The organism is Helicobacter sp. (genome assembly GCF_014799995.1).
Taxonomy (GTDB): domain Bacteria; phylum Campylobacterota; class Campylobacteria; order Campylobacterales; family Helicobacteraceae; genus Helicobacter_D.
Window position 1 is genome coordinate 1 of the sequence record NZ_JAAVGY010000050.1, and the last position, 22,926, is coordinate 22,926.

Sequence of the window (22,926 nt, forward strand, 5' to 3'; positions counted from 1 at the left end):
GTGGCAATTACCCTGCATTATTATACTTTAAAATCCCAAAAATAACTTTTAATCTCCTCTTTTTAAGCCCATAAAGTAGGCTTTTTCATTATTTTTTATCCTAAAGATTCCAAACTTTGCTTGTGTTTGTAGGCTTGATAGGCTTATAATTTCAAATCAATCCCTTGAGTCGCTTGAAAGAATAAATCAAGGATTAACCTTGTGTTTTGTTGGATTTAGGAGGTTTGAGTAGTGCAAATCAATCATGCAATTTTAGGATTTCCCAATAGAGTAAAGGGAATGATGGTTGTCTTAAATGAGGTAGTCTCGGTTTAAGAAGTTGCAATCACTTTTATATTTGCGCCAAAGCAAACTTTCTTAAGACTATGAATATTTTAAGCAAATTTAATGTAGAATCGCAAATTTTATTATTTTAAATTCATTGGGGTTATCAAGTTGTTTGGTGTGATTACAGAAAGCTTCCAAAGTGCCATTAGTAAAATCCGATTTCAAGATGATGAAAAGGCACTCAAGCGCGCATTAGATGAGCTTAAAAAGTCTTTATTAAAATCCGATGTGCATTATAAGGTTCTCAAAGATCTTTTGGGTGAGATTGAGAGCAAAACAAAACTTGCAGGAATAGGGAAAGAAAACTTTTTAAGCGCATTAAAAGAATCTTTAAATGCGATTCTAACTGCACCGGGCAATTATGGCTTTCTTTTTGCTCCTAAACCCCCTACAATCGTTTTAATGGTGGGCTTACAAGGAAGTGGGAAAACAACCACGACAGCAAAACTCGCGAATTATCTTAAGGGTAGGCAAAAGAAAGTCCTATTAGCCGCGTGTGATTTGCAGAGATTAGCTGCAGTGGAGCAGTTGCGTCAGTTAGCCTTGCAAGTAGAAGTGGATTTTTTTCATCTTGAGGGGAAATCTCCCGCAGAAATCGCAATGCAAGCCAAACAAAAAGCCATTGAGGGGCTTTATGATGTCTTATTAGTGGATACTGCGGGGAGATTGGCGATTGATGAGATATTGATGCAAGAACTACAAGGGATTAAAGCCGCAATTAATCCAAATGAGATTTTCTATGTTGTGGATAGCTTAAGTGGGCAAGATGGCGTCAAGAGTGCGGGAGTTTTTCACGAAAAAATGGATTTAAGCGGGGTAATTTTAAGTAAATTTGATGGGGATAGCAAAGGTGGAATCGCACTTTCTATCGCGCACCAGCTTGGGATTCCTTTGCGCTTTATTGGGGTAGGAGAAAAAGTTGCGGATTTAGAAGTTTTTATCCCAGAGCGCATAGTGGGCAGATTAATGGGGGCAGGAGATATTCACTCTCTTGCCGAAAAAACCGCTGCTGTCATCAGTGAAAAGGAAGCAAAAGATATTTCTAAAAAAATCAAAAAAGGCAAATTCACCTTTAATGATTTTATCGCCCAATTAGACAATATCAAAAAGATTGGTTCTATGCAATCCATTTTATCTATGTTGCCGGGCTTGGGGAATATGGCAAGTGCATTAAAAGATGTAGATTTGGATAATTCCAAAGAAATTAAACAAATGCGAGCAATGGTTTCTTCTATGACACCAAAGGAACGCGAGAATCCAGATTTGCTAAATGGCAGTCGCAAAAAGCGCATTGCAATGGGTGCGGGGATTGATGTAAGTGATGTCAATCGTTTCTTGAAGCAATTTGAAAATGCGGCGAAAATGGCGAAAAAGTTTTCTAATAAGGGGGGAATGGGGGATTTGATGAGCCTGATGAAAGATGCAAGAATGGGGCAGCTTAGACGCTAGTTAGGCTTGCTTGAAGTGATTTAAGCATAAGTTTCTCTAAAGTTGAGTAAAATCTCAATTTTAGACAGATTTATCTGTAAATTACCAAAGATTGATTTAAGGAGTATATTTTGGCAACTGTTATCCGCTTAACAAAAATGGGACGAAAGAAAAAGCCTTTTTATAGAATTGTCGTAACTGATAGCAGAAAAAGACGCGATGGAGGATGGATTGAGTCTATTGGCTACTATAATCCATTGGCTGAACCCTCTGTTGTAAAATATGATGCAGAAAGATTGAAATATTGGACAAGTGTTGGCGCAAAAATGAGTGAAAGAGTTAAGGTTATCACCAAATAATCCCATTTGAAGCAATAGAATTAGAATTATGGTAGAGAATTTTATAGAAGCTTATGTAAAAAAAATCGTTGCAGAGCCTGATAAGATTCGTGTCATCAAAACAGAGCTTGACACAAATTTTTATGAAATTGAGATTCTGTCTTCACTGCAAGATGCGGGACGTTTGATTGGCAAAGACGGCAAAATGATAGGTGCAATCAAAACCTTTGTTTCCGGTATCAAGGCAAAAGACGGAAACTCTTATCGCATTATTGTGAAGCCACAAGATTCTAAAAATTAAATGTTGGGTAAAAGCGTCCAAAAAGATTGGGTGAGTGTCGCAAAAGTCGGTCGCGCAGTAGGTTTTAAAGGCGAAGTGTTTTTGCATTTATTAAGTGATTTTCCAGAATCCTTACGAGCAGGTAATGTTTATTTCTCTCAATTTGGCAATCTCACGCTTGAATATTATCACATTAAATCTTCCATAGCAAAGTTCGTTGAAATCTCTTCTAAAGAGAGTGCGAAACAAATCGCAAATCTTATGCTTTATACCACACAACAGCAGAGTAAGGAGCAATGCAAACTCAAAGAAAATGAGTTTTTTTGGTTTGATATTATTGGAAGTGAAATTGTAGAAGAGGGTGAAACTCTAGGCTTAGTCAGCGAGATTGACCGCTTTTGTGAGCAAGATTTTTTGTTGGTTAAGACGACTGAAGCACTTAGGGGCAAAAACTTCCCTAAATCTTTCCTGATTCCTTACACCAAACGTTATATTTTAGAAGTTGATTCCACGCAAGAACCTAAAGTCATTCGGACGCAATTTTGCAAAGAAATCTTAGAAAATAGTTAATGCGATTCTCTGTTGTTACTTTATTCCCGCATTTGATAGAATCTTATTTCAGCGATTCTATCCTATATCGTGCATTAGAGCAAGAATTAATCCAAGTAGAATTTGTCAATCCACGCACATTTAGCCCACATCGTTTTGCAAAAACTGATGATTATCAAGTGGGCGGTGGTGCAGGGCTTGTATTAGAGCCATTGGCGTTGAGTAACGCGCTAGATTCTGTCAAGAAACGAAATTCAAAGACGCATATTATTTTTCTCACACCTTGCGCAAAGTCTTTTACACAAAATGATGCTAAACGTCTAAGTAAAAAATCTCACATTACCCTAGTTTGTGGGCGATATGAGGGGTTTGATGAACGTTTGATTGAATGTTATGCCAATGAAGTCTTTAGTATAGGAGATTTTATTTTAACCGGCGGAGAAATTGCTGCACTTTGTCTATGTGATAGCATTTCAAGACAAGTGGAGGGCGTGCTTGGCAATAGCGATTCCTTGCAAGGTGAGAGCTATGAAGAGTTTTTGCTAGAAGCTCCTAACTTTGTCAAACCTTATAATTTTAAAAATTTAATGATTCCTTCAGAGTATTCAAAGGGAAATCACGCTAAAATCAGCGACTTAAAACTAAAAGCATCAGAGGCAAAAACTAGATTCCATAGGCTAGACCTCTATATTCGCTACAAACAAAGGTTGAAAGATGAGAAATAAATATATTCAGCATTTTGAAGATGCGCAAATTGCAGGAAAAGAAATTCCACAATTCAAGGCGGGAGATACATTAAGAGTTGGGATTAAAATCTCTGAAGGAGATAAAACAAGGATTCAGAACTTTGAGGGCGTTTGTATTTCATTGCGTGGAATCGGGACAGGCAAGACTTTCACGATTAGAAAAATCGGCGCAAATGGTGTGGGAGTAGAGAGAATTTTCCCTCTTTATTCTGAAAGTATTGAGAGCATTAAAGTGCTTAAAATTGGTCGTGTCAGAAGAGCCAAACTCTATTATCTACGTTCCAGAAGTGGAAAATCTGCAAGAATCAAAGAAATTAGAAAGTAATTTCCGATTCTCTCCCTTTTTGGGAATCTGCTTATTCATTAATTAATCCTTATCTTTATCTTTAATACCATACTTTGCTTTTCTTAAATTTATTTTGCATATTGATAAATAAATTTTATTTTTAATAAAAAATCAATAAAATTTCTGAATCTATAATCTTGCTTGGTATGCTTTCTTGACATTTTCTTAACAATTTATTTACAAATTATTAACTATATAAAGGAATAATGCTGATTATGGATTAGGAATTTGTTGTTTAAAATTTCAGTCTTATATTTACACTAGGAATAATGATGAGTAATAAAGTCAAACCTACTTTAAAAGAGCGACAATTTAAAGAGGGCGAAATTGTCGTTTCTAAGACAGATTTAAAAGGAAAAATTCTTTATGGGAATAGAATCTTTATTGATCTTTCGGGCTATACAGAAAAGGAGCTTTTAGGCAAGCCACATAATATTGTGCGACACCCTGATATGCCCAAAGTGATTTTTAAATTCTTGTGGGATTTTGTTCAGAGTGGCAAAGAGATTGCGGCTTATGTGAAAAATCTCTCCAAAGATGGTTCGTATTATTGGGTCAAAGCTTATGTTACGCCCTCATTTAATGGGCAAGGAGAGATTGTGGGTTATCATTCTATCAGGGTTAAACCCACAGAGGAGGCTAAACAAACGATTAGTGTTCTCTATCAAGAATTGTTAGAGATAGAGAAAAAAGAAGGAGTCCAAAAAAGTCAAGAGAAGTTGGAATCAATTTTGGCGCAAAAAGGGGTGAGTTATGAAGAATTCATATTATCTTTATAGATATTCTAGGTTTTTTAATTATTGTTTTATTGCTATTTTTTGTCTGTTGTTTGTTATTGAGTTTTTTAATGTTCATATCATTGTAGAGTTTTTTATTTTTATCTTAGGCATTATCGCTTGCGTTTTGACATTAATAGCAGGAAATAGGAGAAATTCATATATAGAGGAAATTACCGATTGTATCAAAAAGCTTTCTTCTGGAAATTTAGAGGCTAGGATTACAGGCATTCAAGATACAGGGAATCTTGGAAATCTCTCTTGGGTTGTGAATGATTTGGCAGACCAAGTGGAATCCTTTGTTAGAGGGAGTTCTTCAGTTATTGTTGCAGCAGGCGAAAAACGTTATGCAAGAAAAATGAATGTAGAGAGCTTGAAAGGAAATTTCTCTTATGTTGCGCGCTTGATTAATAAAGCCTCTAATGCCATTGAAGAGGCGGATAAATTAGGAGCAAGAGGGTTGATTGTAAATCAAATCTCCAAGCAAAGTTCGCTAAGCCTTAAGAAAGATTTAAATTCTGTCTCTACCAACTTAAATGCCGTGATTCAAACAATGAATGAAACTTCCAAAGAAACCAAATCCATTTCCGAGCATTCTAATAATGGAATGCAAAGTGTCCAAGTGATTGTGAATAACTTTTCCAATCTTTCGTCTATGATGGCACAAACCTCGCAGCTTTTTGAAGTTTTTGCAAAAAGAATCAAAGAAATTGATTCTTTCGTTCTCTTGATTAAAGAAGTTACAGACCAAACCAGCTTGCTTGCGCTCAATGCAGCCATTGAAGCTGCAAGAGCTGGAGAGCACGGAAGAGGATTCGCGGTTGTTGCCGATGAAGTGCGCAAACTAGCAGAACGCGCGGAAAAAACGGCATCAGAAATTTCCTCTACTACACAGATTATCAATCAAGAAATGAATGAGATTTCTAGTTATGTAAAAGAGATTGATAAGATTACAAACCAATCTAATGATGTGATGATTTCTTTCAACGAGGCTTTTGGGCAAATGGACAAGCAGGCTTCTTTCCTCTTGGATTCTATTTTGCATACCAACAAAAGGTCTTATATCACTTTGCTTGAATTAGATTGTATTTTGAAAAAATTCGCCTCTTATTCCGCTGTGATTACCAATGAGATTCCACAAATCATTTCACAATGTGAAATCGGGGAGAATACCGCAATTGACAAAGCGATTTGTGAAAACATCTTTAGTTTTGATGAGAGCATACGAGAATTTTTAGATTTTATTAAAACTCAAGATTGCACACAAAATCAAGAGCGATTACAGGCTTATTGTCAGAAATTAGAGGCAAAAAGCGAGGAGATTTACCAACAACTTCATAGGATTAATGGCTAGATTTAGGATTCTTAATCTTCTCCAATCCACCGCGAGATGACTTTGCGCAAGATTCTTTCTAATACTCTGCGCAAAGGCTTCCAATGCAATGTCGCACCGCCTAAAAGTCCAAACAAGCTACCAATCGTAATATCTAAGATTCTTGCTTTGATAATCAAGTTTGGGTCATAATTCATAAAGCTAGAAACTTCCGCTAGATAGGTAGAATAAGGGGTTAGAAACAACATAGCTAAAGCATAATTCCTAACTACTGTTAATTCTGCTAAAAATAATAAAATCATCATCAAAAGAGCAAATTGAATCGGGCTAAAACTAAAATGCAATAGCCAATAAGCGAGGCTTACGCCTAAAATTGTGCCAAAGATTCTTTGTGTTTGTTTAACCCAAATCTGTTTAAAGGTAACCGCCGTTAAGATTGCCGCGCAGCTCACTCCGACCCAATAACCGCGCTCCAACTCTAAAAGGTTTTGTAAAACCATAGAGCTACTGACAAAGAATGCAATAATAATGGGGTCAATAATGGTTGCACCAAAGCCAAATTCTCCAATTTTTGGAATGGGTTTGGGGGGAATTTTAAAAACATAAATTACGCTCAAAGAATAGAGCAAAACCATTACATTTGCCACCATAGCACCAAGTGCGACTAATCCAATGGCAAAAGGATAATCTTTGATTTCAAAGGGAATATAAGTCCCTAGAATCATCGCAAAAGTAAAGAAAAAGAATCCCGGCGCACCAATGCTAAAGTAGCGCACAACTTGCGCACTCGTCATCGTAACAAGAAAAACAATCAGTGGAATCAACAAGGGGTAAGTTTGTCCTACAAGCCCAAGCGTAAAAGAAATAATGATTCCAAAGGCGCAAGCCATACACAGAATCATTTTGTGATAAATCGGTGTATCGGGCACATAAAGAAAAATATTTGCTCCAATCATCGCCACAAGCCCTAAATCTGGACGATTAAAGAAAGCCGCAATAAAAAGCACAATCGCGACACCAAGCCCTGCAAAAAATGGCATTTGCCATAATCTATCACTCGGATTCCAAGTAAAAATATGTTTGATATTTTCTTGTATTTTATGTAAAAAGTTCATTTGCAATGTCCCATAGATTTATTGAAAATTATAACGCAAAGTAGCATTGCAAACATTTAAGATTTGCTATAATACCAAAAACCAAAGGAAAGCTATGAAAATCATTGCGAGCAATTTCAAAACCAATCATACAAGAAAAAGCACTTTGCAGTTTTGCCAAGAATTAGAAAGTTTCCTTACAAAGATAGAATCACAAAGCCAATCCCTCCCGCATCAAATCACTATTTTTCCTCCCCAAACGGCACTCTTAGAAAATCGTTTTAAGGGCTTTCAAGTCGGCGCACAAAACGCTTATCCTGCGCGAAATGGCTCTTATACAGGTGAAATCGGTTTGGAGCAATTAGAAGAATTTGCAGTTACTACTCTTTTAGTCGGGCATAGTGAGAGGCGCGAGATACTCAAGGAATCGCAAGAGTTTTGCGCAGAAAAATTTAAGTTCTTTAGCAACCTTGGATTTACGATTTATTATTGTATTGGAGAATCGCAGGCAATTAGGCAACAAGGAGTAGAGGCGACTTTGGAGTTTTTGGAATCCGAGCTTAGCGGCATTGATTTAAACGATTCTAATCTCATCGTAGCTTATGAGCCTATTTGGGCAATTGGTAGTGGAGTGAGCGCGAGTTTGGAAGAAATCACGCAAATCCACACACGCTTAAAGCAAAAATTAGGTAAAATTCCGCTTTTGTATGGCGGGAGCGTAAAGCCTCAAAATGTGCGTCAGATTCTCTCTATTAATGGGGTAGATGGCGTGCTTGTTGGAAGTGCAAGCTGGGAGATTTCAAGCTTCTGCCAAATCTTAGAAAATTCATTATTTTAAGGAGTAAATCAATGATAATGCAGGGCAAAAAAGGCTTAATCGTTGGAGTTGCGAACAATAAATCCATTGCGTATGGCATTACTAAAGCGTGCAAGGCACAAGGCGCAACGATTGGCTTGACCTATATGAACGAACAAATTCAAAAGCGCGTGCTTCCGATTGCCGAAGAAATTGGAGATTCGCAGTTTGTTTATGAACTTGATGTGAGCAAAAAGGAGCATTTTGCCTCTTTACGCGAGAGCATTAAACGCGATTTTGGCACTTTGGACTTCTTGGTGCATAGCGTGGCTTTTGCCCCTAAAGAAGCGTTGGACGGAGGCTTTTTAGACACGACTAAAGAAGCCTTTAATATTGCAATGGAAGTCTCTGTGTATTCTCTCATTGAGCTTTGTCGCGAACTAAAGCCCGTGTTAAGCCCTAATGCTTCAATCCTCACCCTAAGCTATTTAGGAAGCGTGAAACATGTCGCACATTATAATGTTATGGGTGTTGCCAAAGCCGCTTTGGAATCTAGCGTGCGCTATTTGGCACACGATTTAGGCAGAGACGGAATTCGTGTTAATGCGATTTCTGCCGGTCCTATTCGCACGCTTGCGGCAAGTGGAATCGGAGACTTCCGTTTTATCTTGAAATGGAACGAAGCCAACTCACCTTTGCGTAAAAATGTCGGCATAGAGGAAGTGGGCAATTCCGCGATGTATTTGCTCTCGCCTCTAGCAAGTGCGGTAACAGGCGAAGTGCATTATGTGGATTGTGGTTACAATATTATGGGAATGGCAGCAGTGGAGGAAAAAGACGGCAAAGCTACAATGGTTTGGGATTCTTGCAAATAGTTTCTAGGCATTCTTAAGGAGAGAGATTTGGAATCGCAATTAATGGCACTAGCGATTGAAACTTATAAAATTACGCTTACTTTGTCTCTCCCAATGTTGCTTGTGGGTTTGGTTGTGGGTTTGATGATTAGTATTTTTCAAGCCACGACACAAATCAACGAAATGACGCTCACTTTTGTGCCCAAGATTCTTTCTGTTATTGTTGTAATCATCTTTACAATGCCTTGGATGTTAAATATGCTAATGGACTTCACGACAAGAATCTTTAATATGATTCCAAGCTTTCTTTTTTGATTTATGCTGCAAAAAATCATAGACTTTTCGCATTACACGAGTGTGCGCATTGGCACGCACAATACGCTTAAATTTATAGAATCCCCACAAGATTACGCATTGCTATTGCAGGGGGCTACTCCTCAAATCATTGGCAAGGCAAATAATCTCCTCATTGCGCCTAATGCGCAGAATCTCTGTGCTTTAAGTAAAGAATTTGATTATATAAAGGATTTGGGCGATAGCTTAGAAGTGGGCGCAGCCACACCGAGTGGCAAGCTGTTTTCTTATGCTAAGCGCAAGAATTTGAGGGGATTTGAGATTCTTGTCGGATTGCCCGGAAGTATCGGCGGAATCATCAAGATGAATGCAGGGCTGAAAACTTATGAGATTAAGGAAACATTGCTTGGAATCTTGCAATTAGATTCTGCTAGCAAATTAGAGTTTAAGGGTGTGGAGAGCCTGCATTTAGGCTATCGTAGCAGTCAAATTGAGGGATTCATCTTTGCTGGAATCTTTAAAAAAGAAACAGGGTTTGCACAATCTTTGGTAGAGACTTTTATGAAAATGCGTCAAAATCAGCCCACAGAGCCTAGCTTTGGGAGTTGTTTTAAGAATCCCAAAGACGACTTTGCGGGGCGATTGATCGAGCAGGTAGGGCTTAAAGGGGTGAGATTTGGCAGAAATAAGAGCTTATGTTTCAGCCTTAAACACGCGAATTTTCTTGTCAATCTCGGAGATTCCACCTTTGAAGAGGCACTAGATCTTATCTTACTTGCCAAAGAAAAAGTGCAAAAGGAATGCGGAATCACACTAGAAAACGAAGTGCAGATTGTGCGATGAGGTGGAATTATGCGGCGAAGCGACTTTGATTATAAAGATTCGGCGAAGATACAAGAGTTTTTAAATAAAATAGAGTTTGGCACACTCGTGATTCCTGATACGATTCCTTATGCGATTCCGCTTAGCTTTTGTTATGAGGATTCACAGATTTATTTGCACGGGGCAAAAGCTGGACGCAAATACACGCTTTTAAAAGCCAATCCAAAAGTTTCTTTTAGTTGCGCCAAGCCTTACGCCTATATTCCTTCAAGTTTCTTACATCACACGATGATTCCAACACAATTTTTCTTTTCGGTTTTCATAGAGGGACAATTTTGCGTTGTAGAGGATTTGGAGGAGAAAAGGCACATTTTGACGCGTTTGGTGCAGAAATATGAGCCTAACAATACAGAAATAAGTATGGAGCAAGGGCAGTTTGTCGGCAAAGAGCGGGGGACTTTTGTGGGTAAGATTCTCATCTCACATCTAAGTGCTAAAGCGAAATTTGGACAGAATCTTAAAGCAAGCGAGAGAGCGCAAATCCTGCAAGACTTGGAGAATCGTAAGGACAAAATGGACGCAGAGACGATTCAAATTATAAGATATCTTGCGCAGTTAGACTAACACTGCCTTTTTACCCTATCAATTAGCTTTTGTCGCAAGATTGAGATGATGATTTGTAAGTGGTGCGTTGTCTCTGCAACGCATATTTTGCTTTTACGATGACGCAGTGGCATCTAGTTGATAAGATTGCGATAGCTAGGGGTGATTGAGTAGTTTTTGATAAATGGATAGAATCCTCTCTCCCATTGCGGAGAGGGAAAAATTTTCTACTATGAATTGACGATTAGAAATTATCTCTCTCTCTCTCTCTTTATTGATGAGAGTCTCTAATGCGGCGGTAAATTCTTCTTGGGTTGGAGTTTGTGTGAGAATAAAGTTTGGTTTGCCCTCGTGAATATGGTGCAAATCCGCAATAGAGCCGATATTGCCTGCAATGCTTGGAATCTCCATTGCAAGTGCCTGCATTAGGCTTTGTGGTACTCCTTCATCTTTGTCGCTTGTGAGCATAAAAATATCCAAAGTACTCAAAAACTCTGCTGGGTTGTTGATATGCCCGAGTAATCGCACGATTTCTTGCTTTGCGTTAAGATTCGCTTCTTTTGCAAGGTTTCCTAAACGAACTTGTCCATCTCCACTACCTGCAATGACAAAAAACACCTTAGGATATTTTTGGAAAATCTTTTGCGCAACTTCAATAAAAATATCTTGTCGCTTCATTGCCCGTAAAACACCAAGATTACCAACAATTAGAGCATCTTGAGGGAGATTATATTTTGTTCTCATCTGCTCCTTATCATATTTTTCTTTACAAAAAAGCATCGTGTCAATCCCTGTTGGTATGGAGAGAATCTTATTGGGATTAATGCGATTTTGTTCTATCATTGCTTGTCGTATGCTTTGCCCTGTTGTGAGGATAAAATCCGCCAAGGAATTAATGAAATTAAGACGCGATGGGTGGATTTTGCTAGATAAATGACGCGTGCGAATAAACTTCGCCCCACTTCCAATGCTTGCCAATCCACCGCACCAAGTATCTACGCTGCTATGCGTATTAATAATATCAAAATTTTTTAGGATTTTATGGAGTTTATAAATACTTTCTATATCGCTTTTGCTTTTAAAAGGCAAAATAAAAGTGTCAAATCCTTTTTCTTTGGCTTTGGATAAAATGTTTGTATCTTCTTTTGTCGCAAGTGCTAGATAACAACCGCGCCTCCTCATTTCCTCCATTTCATTTAAAATTCGGATTTCCTGTCCTCCAAATCCGCCAGACCATTCTGTGTGTAAAACGCGGATATTCATTTTTCCTCTCCTTGTTTTGCCATCAATGCTTCCAATACCGCTAGCGGATAGAGTGTGTGTTCTAGTTTGTGGATACGTTCTTCATAGGATTCTAAAGTCTCTCCCGCAATTTTTGGAATCACGCCTTGCGCGATGATTTCTCCGCTATCTAACTCCTCACTGACATAATGCACACTAACGCCTCCTAGTCGCATAGGCGAGGCATAGGATTCCGCGATTCCATTTGTTCCCTTAAAGAGGGGCAAAAGAGAGGGGTGGATATTGATTGCGCGAATTTTTTGTGTGAAAGTGGGCGTTAAAATCCTCATAAATCCTGCCAAAACGCACAAATCTAGCCCAAGAGGTTGTAATCTTGCGACTAGTTCTGCATCAAATGCTTCTCGTGTTTTTCCTGTGCTTTGTATGATTTGCGTTGGGATTCCAAGTCTTTGCGCACGCGTAAGCCCATACGCATCGCTTTTGTTGCTTAAAGCCAAAACGACTTCTACCTTAAAGGCTTGGTTTGCGTGTTTGTCTGCAATATCGGATTCTTTAAAAGTGTGCGAGAGCCCACCAATGAAGAATCCCTCAATTAAAATGTCCCCAACCAAAAACCCCCCAATTGTGCTTTGTTTTGTGTTTTCTAGTCTTTTGCTCGGGATAAAACATTGTTGGTGTAAAGCCTTGATAAGTGCCTCTAAATTGCTTCCATTGCCGCTAAATAAAATGGCGATTCTTTTTGTCTGCATTGGATTACTTAAAAAATTGTGGGTGTGTTTTTTTGAGCTGCTCAATGTTTTGTAGAATCTCATTGACGCCATATTCTACGCTCTGTTCATCTAGTCCCTCAATGTAAGCGTCTAGTGCCTCTTGTATATGGGATTCTTTGACACCGCTTAAAAGCAATGCAACACAGAGCATATCGCTTAGTTGGATAGATAATTCCTCTACTTCCTCTTCTAGCTCTTGGATTCTTTCTTTACTCATCTTCTTCTCCTTTTAAGATATTTTGCACACATTCTTTAATGTCCTCATAGACAAAACTTTCTTTGAATCCGTCAATTTTGCCTCCACTTGCATTAGGGTGTCCCCCGCCATTGAAAAACTTTCGTGCGATGAGACTGACATCGCATTGGTGGTTTGCGCGTAGGCTCACATTGCCCCGCGCACTGACATCAACAAAAAAGTCAAATTGCGGATTGTTTTTCAAAAACAAATTGGCTAATACCGAGATATTGCCAATGCTATAACTCAAAAATCCCCGATATTTGCCATAAAATACGCTGCATTGTTCTGTCTTTTGTGCTAACAAATTGCATTGGAAATGGGAGGCAAGATTATCTAATGTATCGCTTAGCAAGCTACCATTTAAAAAGCATTTTTTCATCTCCAAAATGGCATTGTCTAATAGAATCTCGCCCTTTTCTTGCATAAGAAATTGTGCGGACTGCTTGAGGAGGGCGAGTTTATAGTTGCGGTCCTCATCATCAAACATAAAGCGATTCAGCTCCTTGCACTCTACAATCAAACGCATTGCAACCTTGCCAAACTCAAATTGGAAGCCCTCTTCCTGCCACAAATCTATGCTATTAATCATACGCACCATAGGTTCAAGCCATTTTTGTACAGAATCGTGAAGCCCATAGCGCGCAAGCAGAGTATCATAAACGATTTGCGTTGCGCACCGCTGCGTGTCCAAATGATACCATTCATAAGTTTGCGCGCATTCTTGCCCGCTTTTATGGTGGTCTAAGAGCTCAAAGGTAATTTGGAATCCATTGAGGTTTAATTCCAAGACAGATTGGACTAATCTTTCGCATTCCTCAAGTGTTAAATTCAAGTCGCTAATCAAAAGGTGTGCCTGATTTTCTTTAGGATTCTTTGCTTTGTTTTGTTGGATTTGCCTATAAATTTGTTCCAAACGCGCGCCGACTTCTTTGCCATAATTGGCGTTATAAAAATACAATGTCGCAGAATCTAAGGCGTAAGTGTAGATTTCCCTGCTTACCATTTGACAGCCATAGCCGTCTAAATCAATATGGGAGAGATGATAGATTTGCATAACTTTCCTTATAGAGCAAACTCAACCGTACCTAAGATTTCATATTTGCTTTGATAATCAATCTCTGCGGTGCTTAGAACAATCATATTGCGGCTTAATCCATACTGCTCAATGAAAATTGCTAAAGGCTTCCTCAATACCATAGGAGTGCCGCCAATGATAGTCGGCACAGCACCCATAGAAGCTCCCTTTTGGAGGGAGACATTAAGCGCGTCAAGTAGATTTTGAGATTCTGTCGGGCTTAGGCGCAATCTCTGTCCAATTTTTTGTTGGTCTGGCAGACGCTCTAACAAGAATTGTTCCAATGCGGGAGAGAGGATAAAATAACGCAAGATTCCGTCATCACTTTGGAAATTATGCGTAATCATTCGCTTCAGACAAGCGCGGACATATTCTGTAAGCGTTGGCAAATCGCCTTTGTAAGCCGGATAGCCATCGGCAATTGCTTCTGCAATGCTTAGCATATCTTTGATAGGAAGTTGTTCGTGTAAAAGTTCTTTTAAAATATGCTGAATCGTGCCCACCCCTACACCTTTGATTTCTTCTGCTAAAATCGGATAATCTTTGCCTAGTTTCTCAAGTAGATTATGCACTTCTTGACGCGTGAGCAATTCCTCTGCGTGTTGCTTGATGAGTTCTTGGATATGGGTGCTAATCACGGTTGCTCCGTCAATCGTTGTGTAACCCTCAATAATCGCGTCTTCTTTTTTGCTCTCATCAATCCAATAAGCGTCTAACCCAAACACAGGTTCTTTAGTTGGGATTCCATCGGGCAATTCACCCGCAAAGCCACTTGCTGCTACGGCGAGATATTTATCTGCCATTACCTTGCCGCGACCGATTTCAATTTCTTTGAGCAAGATTTGGTATTCATCGGGAGGCAAGTTTAAATCATCGCGCAAATGCACCATTGGCACAAGGATTCCATACTCTGTTGCCATTGTCTTACGGATTTGGCGGATTTTATTAACTAGCTCGCCCCCTTGTGCAGGGTCTGCAAACTTGATGAGCTGATACCCAAGCCCTACGCGCAAGATTTTGACTTTAAGCGCATTGTCAATTTCTGCTTCATCGCGCTTTTTGCGCTCTTCCTCGCTTTCTTTAGGTTGTTGTGCCGCTTGTGCTGCATTGGCTTGCTGCCTTGCTTGTTGGCGTTGAGGTAAATCGTTAGAATCTCGCAACTCGCCTCTTTTGGCTTTGTCTTCTTTTCTGATTTTTTTGAAGAGCGATTCTACATATTTCCATACCTCGCCTTCTTTTTGTTTGCTAAGGAGGAGGGCAAGGCTTAAGAATAACAAACCTACAAAGCCTAGTGAGAGGGTGGGTAAGCCCGGAACAAGCGCAAAGAGTAGCAAAATGCAGCCGACAATCATTAGGGTTTTGGATTCGTTGATGAGTTGGTCAATAATTCCCGAAGCGAAATTCTCTCCCTCTTTGCTAAAGCGGGTTACGATAATACCTGTCGCAGTAGCAACAATCAGCGCGGGAAGTTGAGAGACTAAACCATCTCCAATGGTGAGGATTGTAAAAGTTGAAGCAGAATCCGCCATTGTCATATCTTTTTGAAAGACGCCAATTAGGAATCCCCCGATAATATTAATGAGTGTAATGATAATGCCCGCAATGGCATCACCCTTGACAAATTTATTTGCACCGTCCATAGAGCCATAAAAATCCGCCTCTGTCGCTAGTGCGTCTCGTCTTGCTTTAGCTTCCTCTTGCCCGATGATTCCGGAGTTTAAATCCGCGTCAATCGCCATTTGTTTGCCCGGCATTGCATCAAGCGTAAAACGCGCTTTGACTTCGGAAACCCTTGTAGAACCATTGGTTACAACCATAAAGTTAATAATAACCAAAATGATAAAAAGAATAATCCCAATGACATAATTTCCGCCCACGACAAATTGTCCAAAGGCATTGATAATATCGCTAACAGCTTCGGGACCTAAATGTCCATTGCTTAGAATCATTCTTGTTGTTGCGATATTTAGAGCAAGGCGAAAAAGCGTAATGATAAGCAAGAGTGTCGGAAAAGCCGAAAAATCTGTGGGTTTTTTGACATATAATGCAATCAGAATAATCAGTGCAGAAAGTGCAATAGAAATAGCCAAGAAAAAGTCTAGCAAAGAGCTTGGCAGAGGCACGATGATGATTGCAAGAATCGCAATGATAAAAAAGACAACCGTGAGGTCTTTTGAACCCGATAAAAAGGACAAAAAGGGCATAATTCTACTTAAGAAAGAAACTTTTTTATCCGCTGCTGCCAAATCCACTCCACAAAAATAATTTTAGATTCGCAATTCTAATCGTTTTTAACTAATAAAATCAAGAAATCTTTTAAATTTTTAAAATTTTAGCGTATTTTTACATTTTTATGCTAGAATCGCAAACTTTAAATTTATACCAATCAGGAGGTCAAAATGGCTCAAGATTCGGCGAAAAAAAGAGAAATTACTTCTGCTTTTGCTAGAAATCCTAAAGATACAGGTTCAACAGAGGTGCAGATTGCCCTGCTTAGTGATAGAATCAAAACCCTAACCGAGCACTTAAAAGTCAATCCAAAAGACCATTCTAGCCGCTTAGGACTTAGGAAGCTTGTTTCTCAAAGAAAAGGCTTGCTCATTTATTTGCGCCGCAAAAACTTCAAAAGTTATGCAAATGTGATTGAGAAATTGGGGCTAAAAGACAGAGGCTAAGACGCCCTGTCTTTCTTAAAACCCTAGCTCGTGATAGAGTGCAATCGCATAGCGGTCTGTCATAGAGGCAATGTAATCCGCACAGACGCGATGTGGTTTCTCTCCTTTATAAATTCTTTCTTGTAAGTCTTTTGGTAGTAAATTTATCTCATTATTGAAGCAGTCATAAAGCTTGCGCACGCAACGTTTGCCCATAAACATTTTTTTAGAAATCTCTTCGTGGCGATAAAGATGCGTCAAAAGAATCTGTTTAAGGGTTTTAATATCATTTTCCATTACTTTGGTGTGAGTAATGGGCAAGGATTCTTTAGCACGATAGGTAAAGCATTGCGGGGAGCTTTGCACAAAGGGTTGATTGTTTTCTAAAATATCATAAACCAATAGAGTAATGAGGCGTGAGGTGAAGCGATGTCTGAAAATAGAATCCCCACGCATTACTTTTTCTTCTTTTTCTACAAACTCTATGGCTTGGGAGACTAATGCGCTTTCTTTAAGATTCTCAAAACCAATCAACCCATATTTAATTCCATCGTCAATGTCCGCACTGATGTAGGCAATCTCATCAGATAAATCCACGAGGATTGCTTCAAGGCTTGGGTGAAATTCTACGCGAAACGAATTTTTTAGATTGTCGCTCAAAAATGGCTTTTCATAAGGATAAGAATGCTTTAAAATTCCCTCGAGCGTAGCGAAAGTGAGGTTTAAGCCATCAAATTCTTTGTAACGTTTTTCTAGCTTGGTTACCACGCGAAACGATTGGAAGTTATGGTCAAATCCATTAGAAAATCCGCAATGGCGCATTATTCTATCTAGTTCATCGCCTCCCGCGTGTCCAAAAGGTGTGTGTCCCAAATCGTGGGCTAGCGCAATAGCTTCAGAGAGATTCTCATCTAAGCCTAGATTCTTTGCCAAAGTGCGCGCAATCTGGCTAGCTTCAAGCGAATGCGTCAAACGCGTGCGGAAATAATCCCCGCTATGATTGATAAAAACTTGCGTTTTGTATTCTAGGCGTCTGAAATAGGAGCTGTGAATGATTCTATCTCTATCGCGTCCAAAGGAATCGCGAAAGTCGGGAGTAGCCAAATGGAATCGCGCATTGGGGTGCATTGGATTTTGTGTCATTACTTTGCCTTTTTTGGTATTATTTTAGCGATTTTGCGTTAAGATTCGCAAGATTTTGAGAAATTTTAGGGGAAATGAATGATAATTTTTGAAAATGATTCTTTTAAAGTCTTGCGCAAGGCTTTTGGAGAATATCAGACAAATTGTTATTTGACATTGGATAAACATACCCAAGAGGCACTCATCATAGACGCGGGCATTGGCGCGAGTGCTTGGGTGATAGAAACATTACAGCACAGCAAGCCTCTTGCGATTCTCAACACACACGGGCATTTTGACCATGTATGGAGCAATGCGGAGCTTGTGGCACACTTTAGCGGGATTCCGCTCTTTTGCCCTTTAGAAGACGCCTTTATGCTGGTGGAGGATTGCTTTAGCACGGGATTGCCTAGCTCTACACCTAGCGTTCTTGTGGGTGCGACAAAAAACGATAGCATTACGTCCAAAATTTCCAATACAAGTAATTTGGGCAGACAGAATTACTATGAGTTAGGGAATTTTGTCATAGAGTTTTTTTGCTATCCCGGTCATACGCCCGGTTGTAGCGTGATTGTGCTTGGACATAAGTTAGCAAGTGGGGATTCTAACTTAGCACAAAGCGCAGAATCTCAAAGCCCCAATATGTCCAAGCAAAAAGTAATGTTTAGCGGAGATTTCATCTTTCACCGCTCTATCGGGAGAAGTGATTTTCCTTATTCCTCCAATAGCGCAATGAAAGCAAGCCTAGAAAAGTTTATGGAGAGAAAAGAAAATCTACTGATTTTGCCCGGACACGGCGAGATAACCAATGTCGCACAAGAACAAAATAATATCCCCTATTGGCTTACGCGTATTTAGGTTTAGATAATCTCGCATTTTAAGATTCTAGTTTGTAATATCAACTAGCCTTTAAGCTCTTAAGATTTTGGAAATTATATGCAAAGATATTAAATAATTAAATTATTTTTGGGATATTTGCTTGGTAAAAATTCTTTTGGTTTGTGCGCTTACTCTTAATGTCGCCTTTGCTTTTGCGGTGGAATCTTTGCAAGAAATCCATAACCAAAATGTGATTCGGCAAAAGTTTGAAGAATCTTGTGGTGCGACGTCTTTGGCGACTTTGCTTAATCTGTTTGGAATCCAACAATACCAAGAACAAGAGATTTTGAAACTATTAAATCAAAAGACAGATATGCTAAGCTTCCAAGAGCTGCAAAAGGCGGCTATGGCTTTGGGATATGATACGAGAGGATTTCAGCTCTCAAGAGAAATTTTACAAATCCGTCTTTGCGAGATTGCATTGTGAAAATAAAAATATGCGAGATTATGGATTGCTTCCGTTAAAGCCTCGCAATGACGCAGTGGGTTCTGTCAATTGCGAAGCCTTTGTAAAAGGCTGTGGCAATCTAAATGAAGCATACTTTAGGTTTTGCAATGGAATCTTTTAGGGATGTTTAGCATTGGTTGCTTCCCCCTCTTTTATTTACTCTTCATAAGGACGCGTTTTATTGCCTTGGAACTTCTCCATTGTTGCACTCGTGCTAGAATGCGTGTCTTTGCGTTTGAGGACTTTATAAAAAGTCTCCCATAGAATCTTACAATCTAGCCAAAAACTAAGATGATTCACATACCACACATCTAATGCGAATTTTTCTTCCCAAGAGATTGCATTGCGTCCATTGATTTGCGCCCAGCCTGTGATACCGGGTTTGACTTCGTGGCGGCGCGCTTGTTCTTTGGAATATAGTGGCAGATATTCTACCAAGAGCGGACGCGGACCTACGAAACTCATTTCTCCTTTTAAGACATTGAGGAGTTGTGGTAGCTCATCTAGGCTGCTTTTGCGAATCAGCTTGCCAAAGTGTGTAAGCCTCACTTCATCGGGAAGCAATTCTCCCTTTTCGTTGCGTGCATTGTTCATTGTGCGAAACTTAAAAATCTTAAAAATCTTGCCCTCTTTGCCCGGACGCTCTTGTGTAAAAAACACGGGCGAACCGAGTTTGAAACGAATGAGCAAGGCAGTTAAAAGCAAAATAGGGGAAAAGAGCACAAGCAAAATCGCCCCAAGTGAAATATCCAAAATAGGCTTGATGAAGTCTTTGTAGATTCTAGGCGAGGATTGTTTAGAATCCAAAACCGAGCGATACAAAGACAAATAGCTTTGGACAATCGTCTCCGTGCTAAACTCGGCATAGACTTTTTCTCTGCTTGCTTGCCCAAAACGCACGCGCAAATCTTTATCCTCGCTTAATTGTGCGATTCTTTGTGCTAATGTGTTTGCATCTCCAATAGGAACTAAGAAGCCGTTTTTGCCATTTTCTACCACTTCGCGACAGCCTACGGCGTTGGTTGTGATGAGTGGTTTTGCCATACTTCCAGCCTCCAAGAGCGTGCGTGGAATCCCCTCACGATAACTTGGCAAGACAAATAAATCACACGCCCCTATAAGCTCGCGTATGTCGTTGCGTTGTCCAAGATAAAGGACTGCTAAAGAGCCTTTTAAAAATTGCTCATTCATTGCAGAAATATTGCCCAAATCTACCCCGCCTACATAGAAAAAGAAAGAATTAGGATTCTTTATCTTAAGCATTTCTGCGGCTTGGTAATATTCCTTGACTCCTTTATGCGCAATCGCGCGCGCAATCATTAGTGTAATGATAGAATTTTTTGTGATAGGCAGATTCCATTCCTCGCTTAATTTTTGGCGCATTGCGTGATAGGATTCTTGATTTGCAGGTGCAAAGGCTTGCGTGTCAATGCCAGAGCCTTTAATCAATACTGCTTTTTCTCGCGTTAGGATTCCTTTTTGTAGATACAATTCCAAGTCATCACGATTTTGAAACAATACTTTTTTGGCAATTCTAAAGGCAATACGGTTGAGAGATTCTATAACGAATCGTAAAAGGCGAGATTTTGGGCTTTTATCAATGTAAAAGCTTCCCAAGCCTGTGAGGCTGTTAATCACACATTCTCTACCTGCAAAATAGGCGGCAAATGCACCATAAATATTTGGCTTTAGCATAAAGGTATGCACGATGTCGGGCTTGGTTTGTCGCAAGATTCTTGTAATCTCTTGAATCGTTTTAAGAGCACCTAGCGGATTGAGGCTTCCCCTATTGATAGAATATTCTATCGCCTCTATGCCAAGGGGGGCAAACTTATCAAAGTCTGCTCCTTTGGGTATGAGCGCAACGACTTCGTTTCCTTGCGCTTTGAGAGCTAGCATAATGGGCAGGCGAAAAAGATAGAGATTGGAATCCGTATGTGAGAGAAATAAGACTTTCATCAAAACCCTTGAAATTGCAAAATATTAGAATTATAGCATTAATCAAACAACAAAACTTGGCACACCTTTTGCTTTATTATTTGCTAAATTCTTTGCAAAAAGGAACGCAAATGTTTAGAAAGATTTTTCTCTCTTTAGGCTTTTTAAGTGCGGTTAGTTTTGCTTCCGACCCTATTACAATGGATTCTTTGTTTAAAAAACAAATCGGGTTAAGAAGCATTACAAGTGTGAGTTTTTTAAGTAGTGGTAATGCGTATATTTACAATCTTTATCCTACTTTAGTAGCACAACCTGATACAAAAACTTGGACAGATACGAAGCAGCTTTCACTCAATCAAACCTTTATTTATACACTCGCTCCCAAGTTTGATTTATTAGTCTCTGGAAGTGGTAGCTATAAACAAAATGAATATTTTAGCTATCTAGGATTTGATTATACGACCGAAAAAAGCTTCGATTTTGATTCCTTATGGATTGGCGGAATCTATACTGCTGATACGATTGGAGAAATGTTTATCCCTCAAATCACTTTGCAAGGAAGCGTGCTTCAAAGAGAAGAACATTTTGACGAAACAAAAAATTTCACATTTCAATCTTTTTCCGCACAATTAGCATTCAAAAACTATTCTGACCCTGTGATTTCCTCTCTTTATATTGGTGGAATCTACAATCGTGAAAGAACCTTTGACTATGGTAACTTAGAGTATGGAAACAGCTTGTTTTTTGGATTTGATATGTCTGTAGTTCTTAGTCCCAAGGTTTCTTTGGACGCAGGATTAGAGCAGAGATTCCAAAGTGCTTCTAAGTTTGAGGGGAGAAAAACCTCCAATTCTTATTCTATTCCTACCTTTTCTCTAGGGGCAACTTATAGTTTAAACTCTGACACTGCGCTTTCTGTCTCTGGAACTGCTGGGGGAAGCTCCTCTGCTCCTGATAGTGTCTTTACTTTTAGCTTATGGAAGAAGTTTTGAAAAATGCTTTGCAAGATAGTGAATCTGAAGCAATCCATAATATAGAATCTCTCCTTTAACTTTGCGATTCCATTGCAAAATCTAAAGTATGCTGCATTATAAATTCCACAGCCTTTTATAAAGGCTTTACAATGACGAGGCATTCAAAGCAAACCTGTTTCCTTGTGTAACACTCTCACTAAAATCAAAAGTTAAAAAATCTTCTACACTTCATTTTAAGATTCCCTAATCTATAATGAAAATCTAAATTTTAAATAAGGAGTAAAGATGAAAAAGTTAATGTTAGGAGCTTTACTAAGTTTAGGAATCTCAAGCACACTTTTTGCAGAAGTAGATTTAATCTCACTTGCAACCAATGGAGAATTTAACGAACAAAGCAAAGGTGTTAGAGTTTTAAATGATGAGGAAATGAGTAAGGTTGTGGGAGGGGCGTATCTTTATAAGATTGAGAATGGGCGTGTTATAGTGCCAGAGGTTGTGATACATCAATATGGCACAACAAATAATTCAGGCACAAGAGTATCTTATACAGCTTATTATGAATTGTTTCCCGATAGCACAAATGAACTTTTGCCTCTTAATGTAGATGATGGAAGTGGAAACTATAAGCCTGTTGTTTCTGCAACTTTAAATTTACTCACTAATCAAGTGAATGTTTCTATTATTGGTGCGAATCAATACAACCCTGTCTATACAAGAAGTGCGGATAGGAATTATGCAAATCAGTTGTTGGAAAAAGATAATAGAAAATTAATTAATCAAGCTAATAGTCTTGTTAAAGACTATGCTAAAAATTACCGCTAAATTATAAAATTTGCCATTTTTGGCACACCTTTTGCTTATCCTTTTCTAAAATCCAAAGAAAAGGATAAGCAATGTCTAGCATTACCAATTCTTATTCCTCCTCTCTTTATTCTAGTTATTATCAGAATCTTTCTAATACAAATAAGACAACCTCTACAAATGTAAGTAATAATGTAAA

At 39.0% G+C, this 22,926-nt stretch carries 27 protein-coding genes and 1 pseudogene; 19 read left to right on the top strand and 9 right to left on the bottom strand.

Features of this window, described 5'->3' with window-relative positions; all coding sequences use genetic code 11:
* The first annotated feature begins 435 nt into the window (after nt 1–435).
* The 8 genes from ffh (at nt 436) to HDT10_RS07815 (ending at nt 6,144) form a co-directional block, all read left to right on the top strand.
* Complete coding sequence (ffh, locus tag HDT10_RS07780; protein ID WP_290881943.1) at nt 436–1,776, top strand: signal recognition particle protein; 1,341 nt, start codon at nt 436–438, stop codon at nt 1,774–1,776.
* A 110-nt stretch (nt 1,777–1,886) separates the two neighbouring features.
* Nucleotides 1,887–2,114 carry a 30S ribosomal protein S16 gene (rpsP, locus tag HDT10_RS07785; protein ID WP_290881946.1) on the top strand — a complete coding sequence of 76 codons (228 nt, stop codon included), beginning with the start codon at nt 1,887–1,889 and terminating at the stop codon, nt 2,112–2,114.
* A gap of 28 nt (nt 2,115–2,142) precedes the next feature.
* Nucleotides 2,143–2,394 carry a KH domain-containing protein gene (locus HDT10_RS07790; protein WP_290881949.1) on the top strand — a complete coding sequence of 84 codons (252 nt, stop codon included), beginning with the start codon at nt 2,143–2,145 and terminating at the stop codon, nt 2,392–2,394.
* Nucleotides 2,395–2,943 (top strand): ribosome maturation factor RimM, encoded by a 549-nt coding sequence (gene rimM, locus HDT10_RS07795; protein ID WP_290881952.1) that lies wholly within the window; start codon nt 2,395–2,397, stop codon nt 2,941–2,943.
* Nucleotides 2,943–3,647 carry a tRNA (guanosine(37)-N1)-methyltransferase TrmD gene (gene trmD, locus HDT10_RS07800; protein ID WP_290881954.1) on the top strand — a complete coding sequence of 235 codons (705 nt, stop codon included), beginning with the start codon at nt 2,943–2,945 and terminating at the stop codon, nt 3,645–3,647. Before rimM ends, trmD begins: the two co-directional genes overlap by 1 nt.
* A complete protein-coding gene (gene rplS, locus HDT10_RS07805) occupies nt 3,637–3,993 on the top strand; it encodes a 50S ribosomal protein L19 (protein WP_290881956.1) in 357 nt (118 codons plus the stop codon). Before trmD ends, rplS begins: the two co-directional genes overlap by 11 nt.
* Nucleotides 3,994–4,286: 293 nt before the next feature.
* The gene (locus HDT10_RS07810) at nt 4,287–4,793 is read left to right on the top strand and encodes a PAS domain-containing protein (RefSeq protein ID WP_290881959.1); all 507 of its coding nucleotides are present in this window, start codon (nt 4,287–4,289) and stop codon (nt 4,791–4,793) included.
* Nucleotides 4,768–6,144, top strand: coding sequence for a methyl-accepting chemotaxis protein (locus HDT10_RS07815; RefSeq protein WP_290881964.1), 1,377 nt, complete (start codon nt 4,768–4,770; stop codon nt 6,142–6,144). Before HDT10_RS07810 ends, HDT10_RS07815 begins: the two co-directional genes overlap by 26 nt.
* Before the next feature lie 11 nt (nt 6,145–6,155).
* On the opposite strand, the gene HDT10_RS07820 is transcribed toward HDT10_RS07815, so the two are convergent.
* Nucleotides 6,156–7,238 carry an FUSC family protein gene (locus HDT10_RS07820; protein ID WP_290881969.1) on the bottom strand — a complete coding sequence of 361 codons (1,083 nt, stop codon included), beginning with the start codon at nt 7,236–7,238 and terminating at the stop codon, nt 6,156–6,158.
* A gap of 94 nt (nt 7,239–7,332) precedes the next feature.
* On the opposite strand from HDT10_RS07820, the gene HDT10_RS07825 reads away from it, so the two are divergent.
* The 5 genes from HDT10_RS07825 to HDT10_RS07845 are packed head-to-tail and all read left to right on the top strand — an operon-like array spanning nt 7,333 to nt 10,607.
* Nucleotides 7,333–8,055 (top strand): triose-phosphate isomerase, encoded by a 723-nt coding sequence (locus tag HDT10_RS07825; protein ID WP_290881972.1) that lies wholly within the window; start codon nt 7,333–7,335, stop codon nt 8,053–8,055.
* Nucleotides 8,056–8,066: 11 nt separating this feature from the next.
* Nucleotides 8,067–8,888, top strand: coding sequence for an enoyl-ACP reductase FabI (fabI, locus tag HDT10_RS07830; protein WP_290881973.1), 822 nt, complete (start codon nt 8,067–8,069; stop codon nt 8,886–8,888).
* Between the two features lie 27 nt (nt 8,889–8,915).
* The gene (gene fliQ / locus HDT10_RS07835; RefSeq protein WP_290881976.1) at nt 8,916–9,182 is read left to right on the top strand and encodes a flagellar biosynthesis protein FliQ; all 267 of its coding nucleotides are present in this window, start codon (nt 8,916–8,918) and stop codon (nt 9,180–9,182) included.
* Nucleotides 9,183–9,185: 3 nt separating this feature from the next.
* Complete coding sequence (locus HDT10_RS07840) at nt 9,186–10,004, top strand: UDP-N-acetylmuramate dehydrogenase (RefSeq protein ID WP_290881979.1); 819 nt, start codon at nt 9,186–9,188, stop codon at nt 10,002–10,004.
* A 9-nt stretch (nt 10,005–10,013) separates the two neighbouring features.
* On the top strand, nt 10,014–10,607 hold the full coding sequence (locus tag HDT10_RS07845; protein WP_290881982.1) for an FMN-binding negative transcriptional regulator: 594 nt from the start codon (nt 10,014–10,016) through the stop codon (nt 10,605–10,607).
* 135 nt (nt 10,608–10,742) lie between these two features.
* Here HDT10_RS07845 and HDT10_RS07850 read toward each other — a convergent pair whose 3' ends face one another.
* From HDT10_RS07850 to flhA, 5 genes are read right to left on the bottom strand one after another with little or no spacing between them, the layout of a single operon-like run.
* Entirely contained in the window at nt 10,743–11,849 is a 1,107-nt protein-coding gene (locus HDT10_RS07850; protein WP_290881984.1) for a glycosyltransferase family 4 protein, read from the bottom strand.
* Nucleotides 11,846–12,577 (bottom strand): phosphoribosylglycinamide formyltransferase, encoded by a 732-nt coding sequence (gene purN, locus HDT10_RS07855; protein WP_290881986.1) that lies wholly within the window; start codon nt 12,575–12,577, stop codon nt 11,846–11,848. The genes HDT10_RS07850 and purN overlap by 4 nt, the downstream gene beginning before the upstream one ends.
* A 4-nt stretch (nt 12,578–12,581) precedes the next feature.
* Complete coding sequence (locus tag HDT10_RS07860; RefSeq protein WP_290881988.1) at nt 12,582–12,815, bottom strand: hypothetical protein; 234 nt, start codon at nt 12,813–12,815, stop codon at nt 12,582–12,584.
* Nucleotides 12,808–13,890, bottom strand: coding sequence for a 3',5'-cyclic-nucleotide phosphodiesterase (locus HDT10_RS07865; protein ID WP_290881990.1), 1,083 nt, complete (start codon nt 13,888–13,890; stop codon nt 12,808–12,810). The genes HDT10_RS07860 and HDT10_RS07865 overlap by 8 nt, the downstream gene beginning before the upstream one ends.
* An 8-nt stretch (nt 13,891–13,898) precedes the next feature.
* Complete coding sequence (gene flhA / locus HDT10_RS07870) at nt 13,899–16,157, bottom strand: flagellar biosynthesis protein FlhA (protein WP_290881996.1); 2,259 nt, start codon at nt 16,155–16,157, stop codon at nt 13,899–13,901.
* Between the two features lie 153 nt (nt 16,158–16,310).
* Here flhA and rpsO point away from each other — a divergent pair, with 153 nt between their 5' ends.
* Complete coding sequence (rpsO, locus tag HDT10_RS07875; RefSeq protein WP_290881999.1) at nt 16,311–16,586, top strand: 30S ribosomal protein S15; 276 nt, start codon at nt 16,311–16,313, stop codon at nt 16,584–16,586.
* Between the two features lie 15 nt (nt 16,587–16,601).
* On the opposite strand, the gene HDT10_RS07880 is transcribed toward rpsO, so the two are convergent.
* Nucleotides 16,602–17,693 (bottom strand): deoxyguanosinetriphosphate triphosphohydrolase, encoded by a 1,092-nt coding sequence (locus tag HDT10_RS07880; RefSeq protein ID WP_290882014.1) that lies wholly within the window; start codon nt 17,691–17,693, stop codon nt 16,602–16,604.
* A gap of 93 nt (nt 17,694–17,786) precedes the next feature.
* Between HDT10_RS07880 and HDT10_RS07885 the strand changes: the two genes are divergently transcribed.
* From HDT10_RS07885 to HDT10_RS07895, 3 genes are all read left to right on the top strand, one after another.
* The gene (locus HDT10_RS07885; protein ID WP_290882001.1) at nt 17,787–18,545 is read left to right on the top strand and encodes an MBL fold metallo-hydrolase; all 759 of its coding nucleotides are present in this window, start codon (nt 17,787–17,789) and stop codon (nt 18,543–18,545) included.
* A gap of 121 nt (nt 18,546–18,666) precedes the next feature.
* Entirely contained in the window at nt 18,667–18,993 is a 327-nt protein-coding gene (locus HDT10_RS07890) for a cysteine peptidase family C39 domain-containing protein (RefSeq protein ID WP_290882003.1), read from the top strand.
* Nucleotides 18,994–19,003: 10 nt separating this feature from the next.
* Nucleotides 19,004–19,135, top strand: coding sequence for a hypothetical protein (locus HDT10_RS07895; protein WP_290882006.1), 132 nt, complete (start codon nt 19,004–19,006; stop codon nt 19,133–19,135).
* 35 nt (nt 19,136–19,170) lie between these two features.
* On the opposite strand, the gene HDT10_RS07900 is transcribed toward HDT10_RS07895, so the two are convergent.
* Nucleotides 19,171–19,794, bottom strand: a complete 624-nt coding sequence (locus HDT10_RS07900) for a sugar transferase (RefSeq protein ID WP_290882016.1) — start codon at nt 19,792–19,794, stop codon at nt 19,171–19,173.
* 57 nt (nt 19,795–19,851) lie between these two features.
* Nucleotides 19,852–20,973: pseudogene (locus tag HDT10_RS07905) on the bottom strand (glycosyltransferase family 4 protein); the annotation flags it as partial.
* A 110-nt stretch (nt 20,974–21,083) separates the two neighbouring features.
* Between HDT10_RS07905 and HDT10_RS07910 the strand changes: the two are divergent.
* Nucleotides 21,084–21,944: a hypothetical protein gene (locus HDT10_RS07910; protein ID WP_290882008.1), complete on the top strand. Its 861-nt coding sequence runs from the start codon at nt 21,084–21,086 to the stop codon at nt 21,942–21,944.
* A 267-nt stretch (nt 21,945–22,211) separates the two neighbouring features.
* Complete coding sequence (locus tag HDT10_RS07915; RefSeq protein ID WP_290882011.1) at nt 22,212–22,748, top strand: hypothetical protein; 537 nt, start codon at nt 22,212–22,214, stop codon at nt 22,746–22,748.
* Nucleotides 22,749–22,926 lie beyond the last annotated feature (178 nt).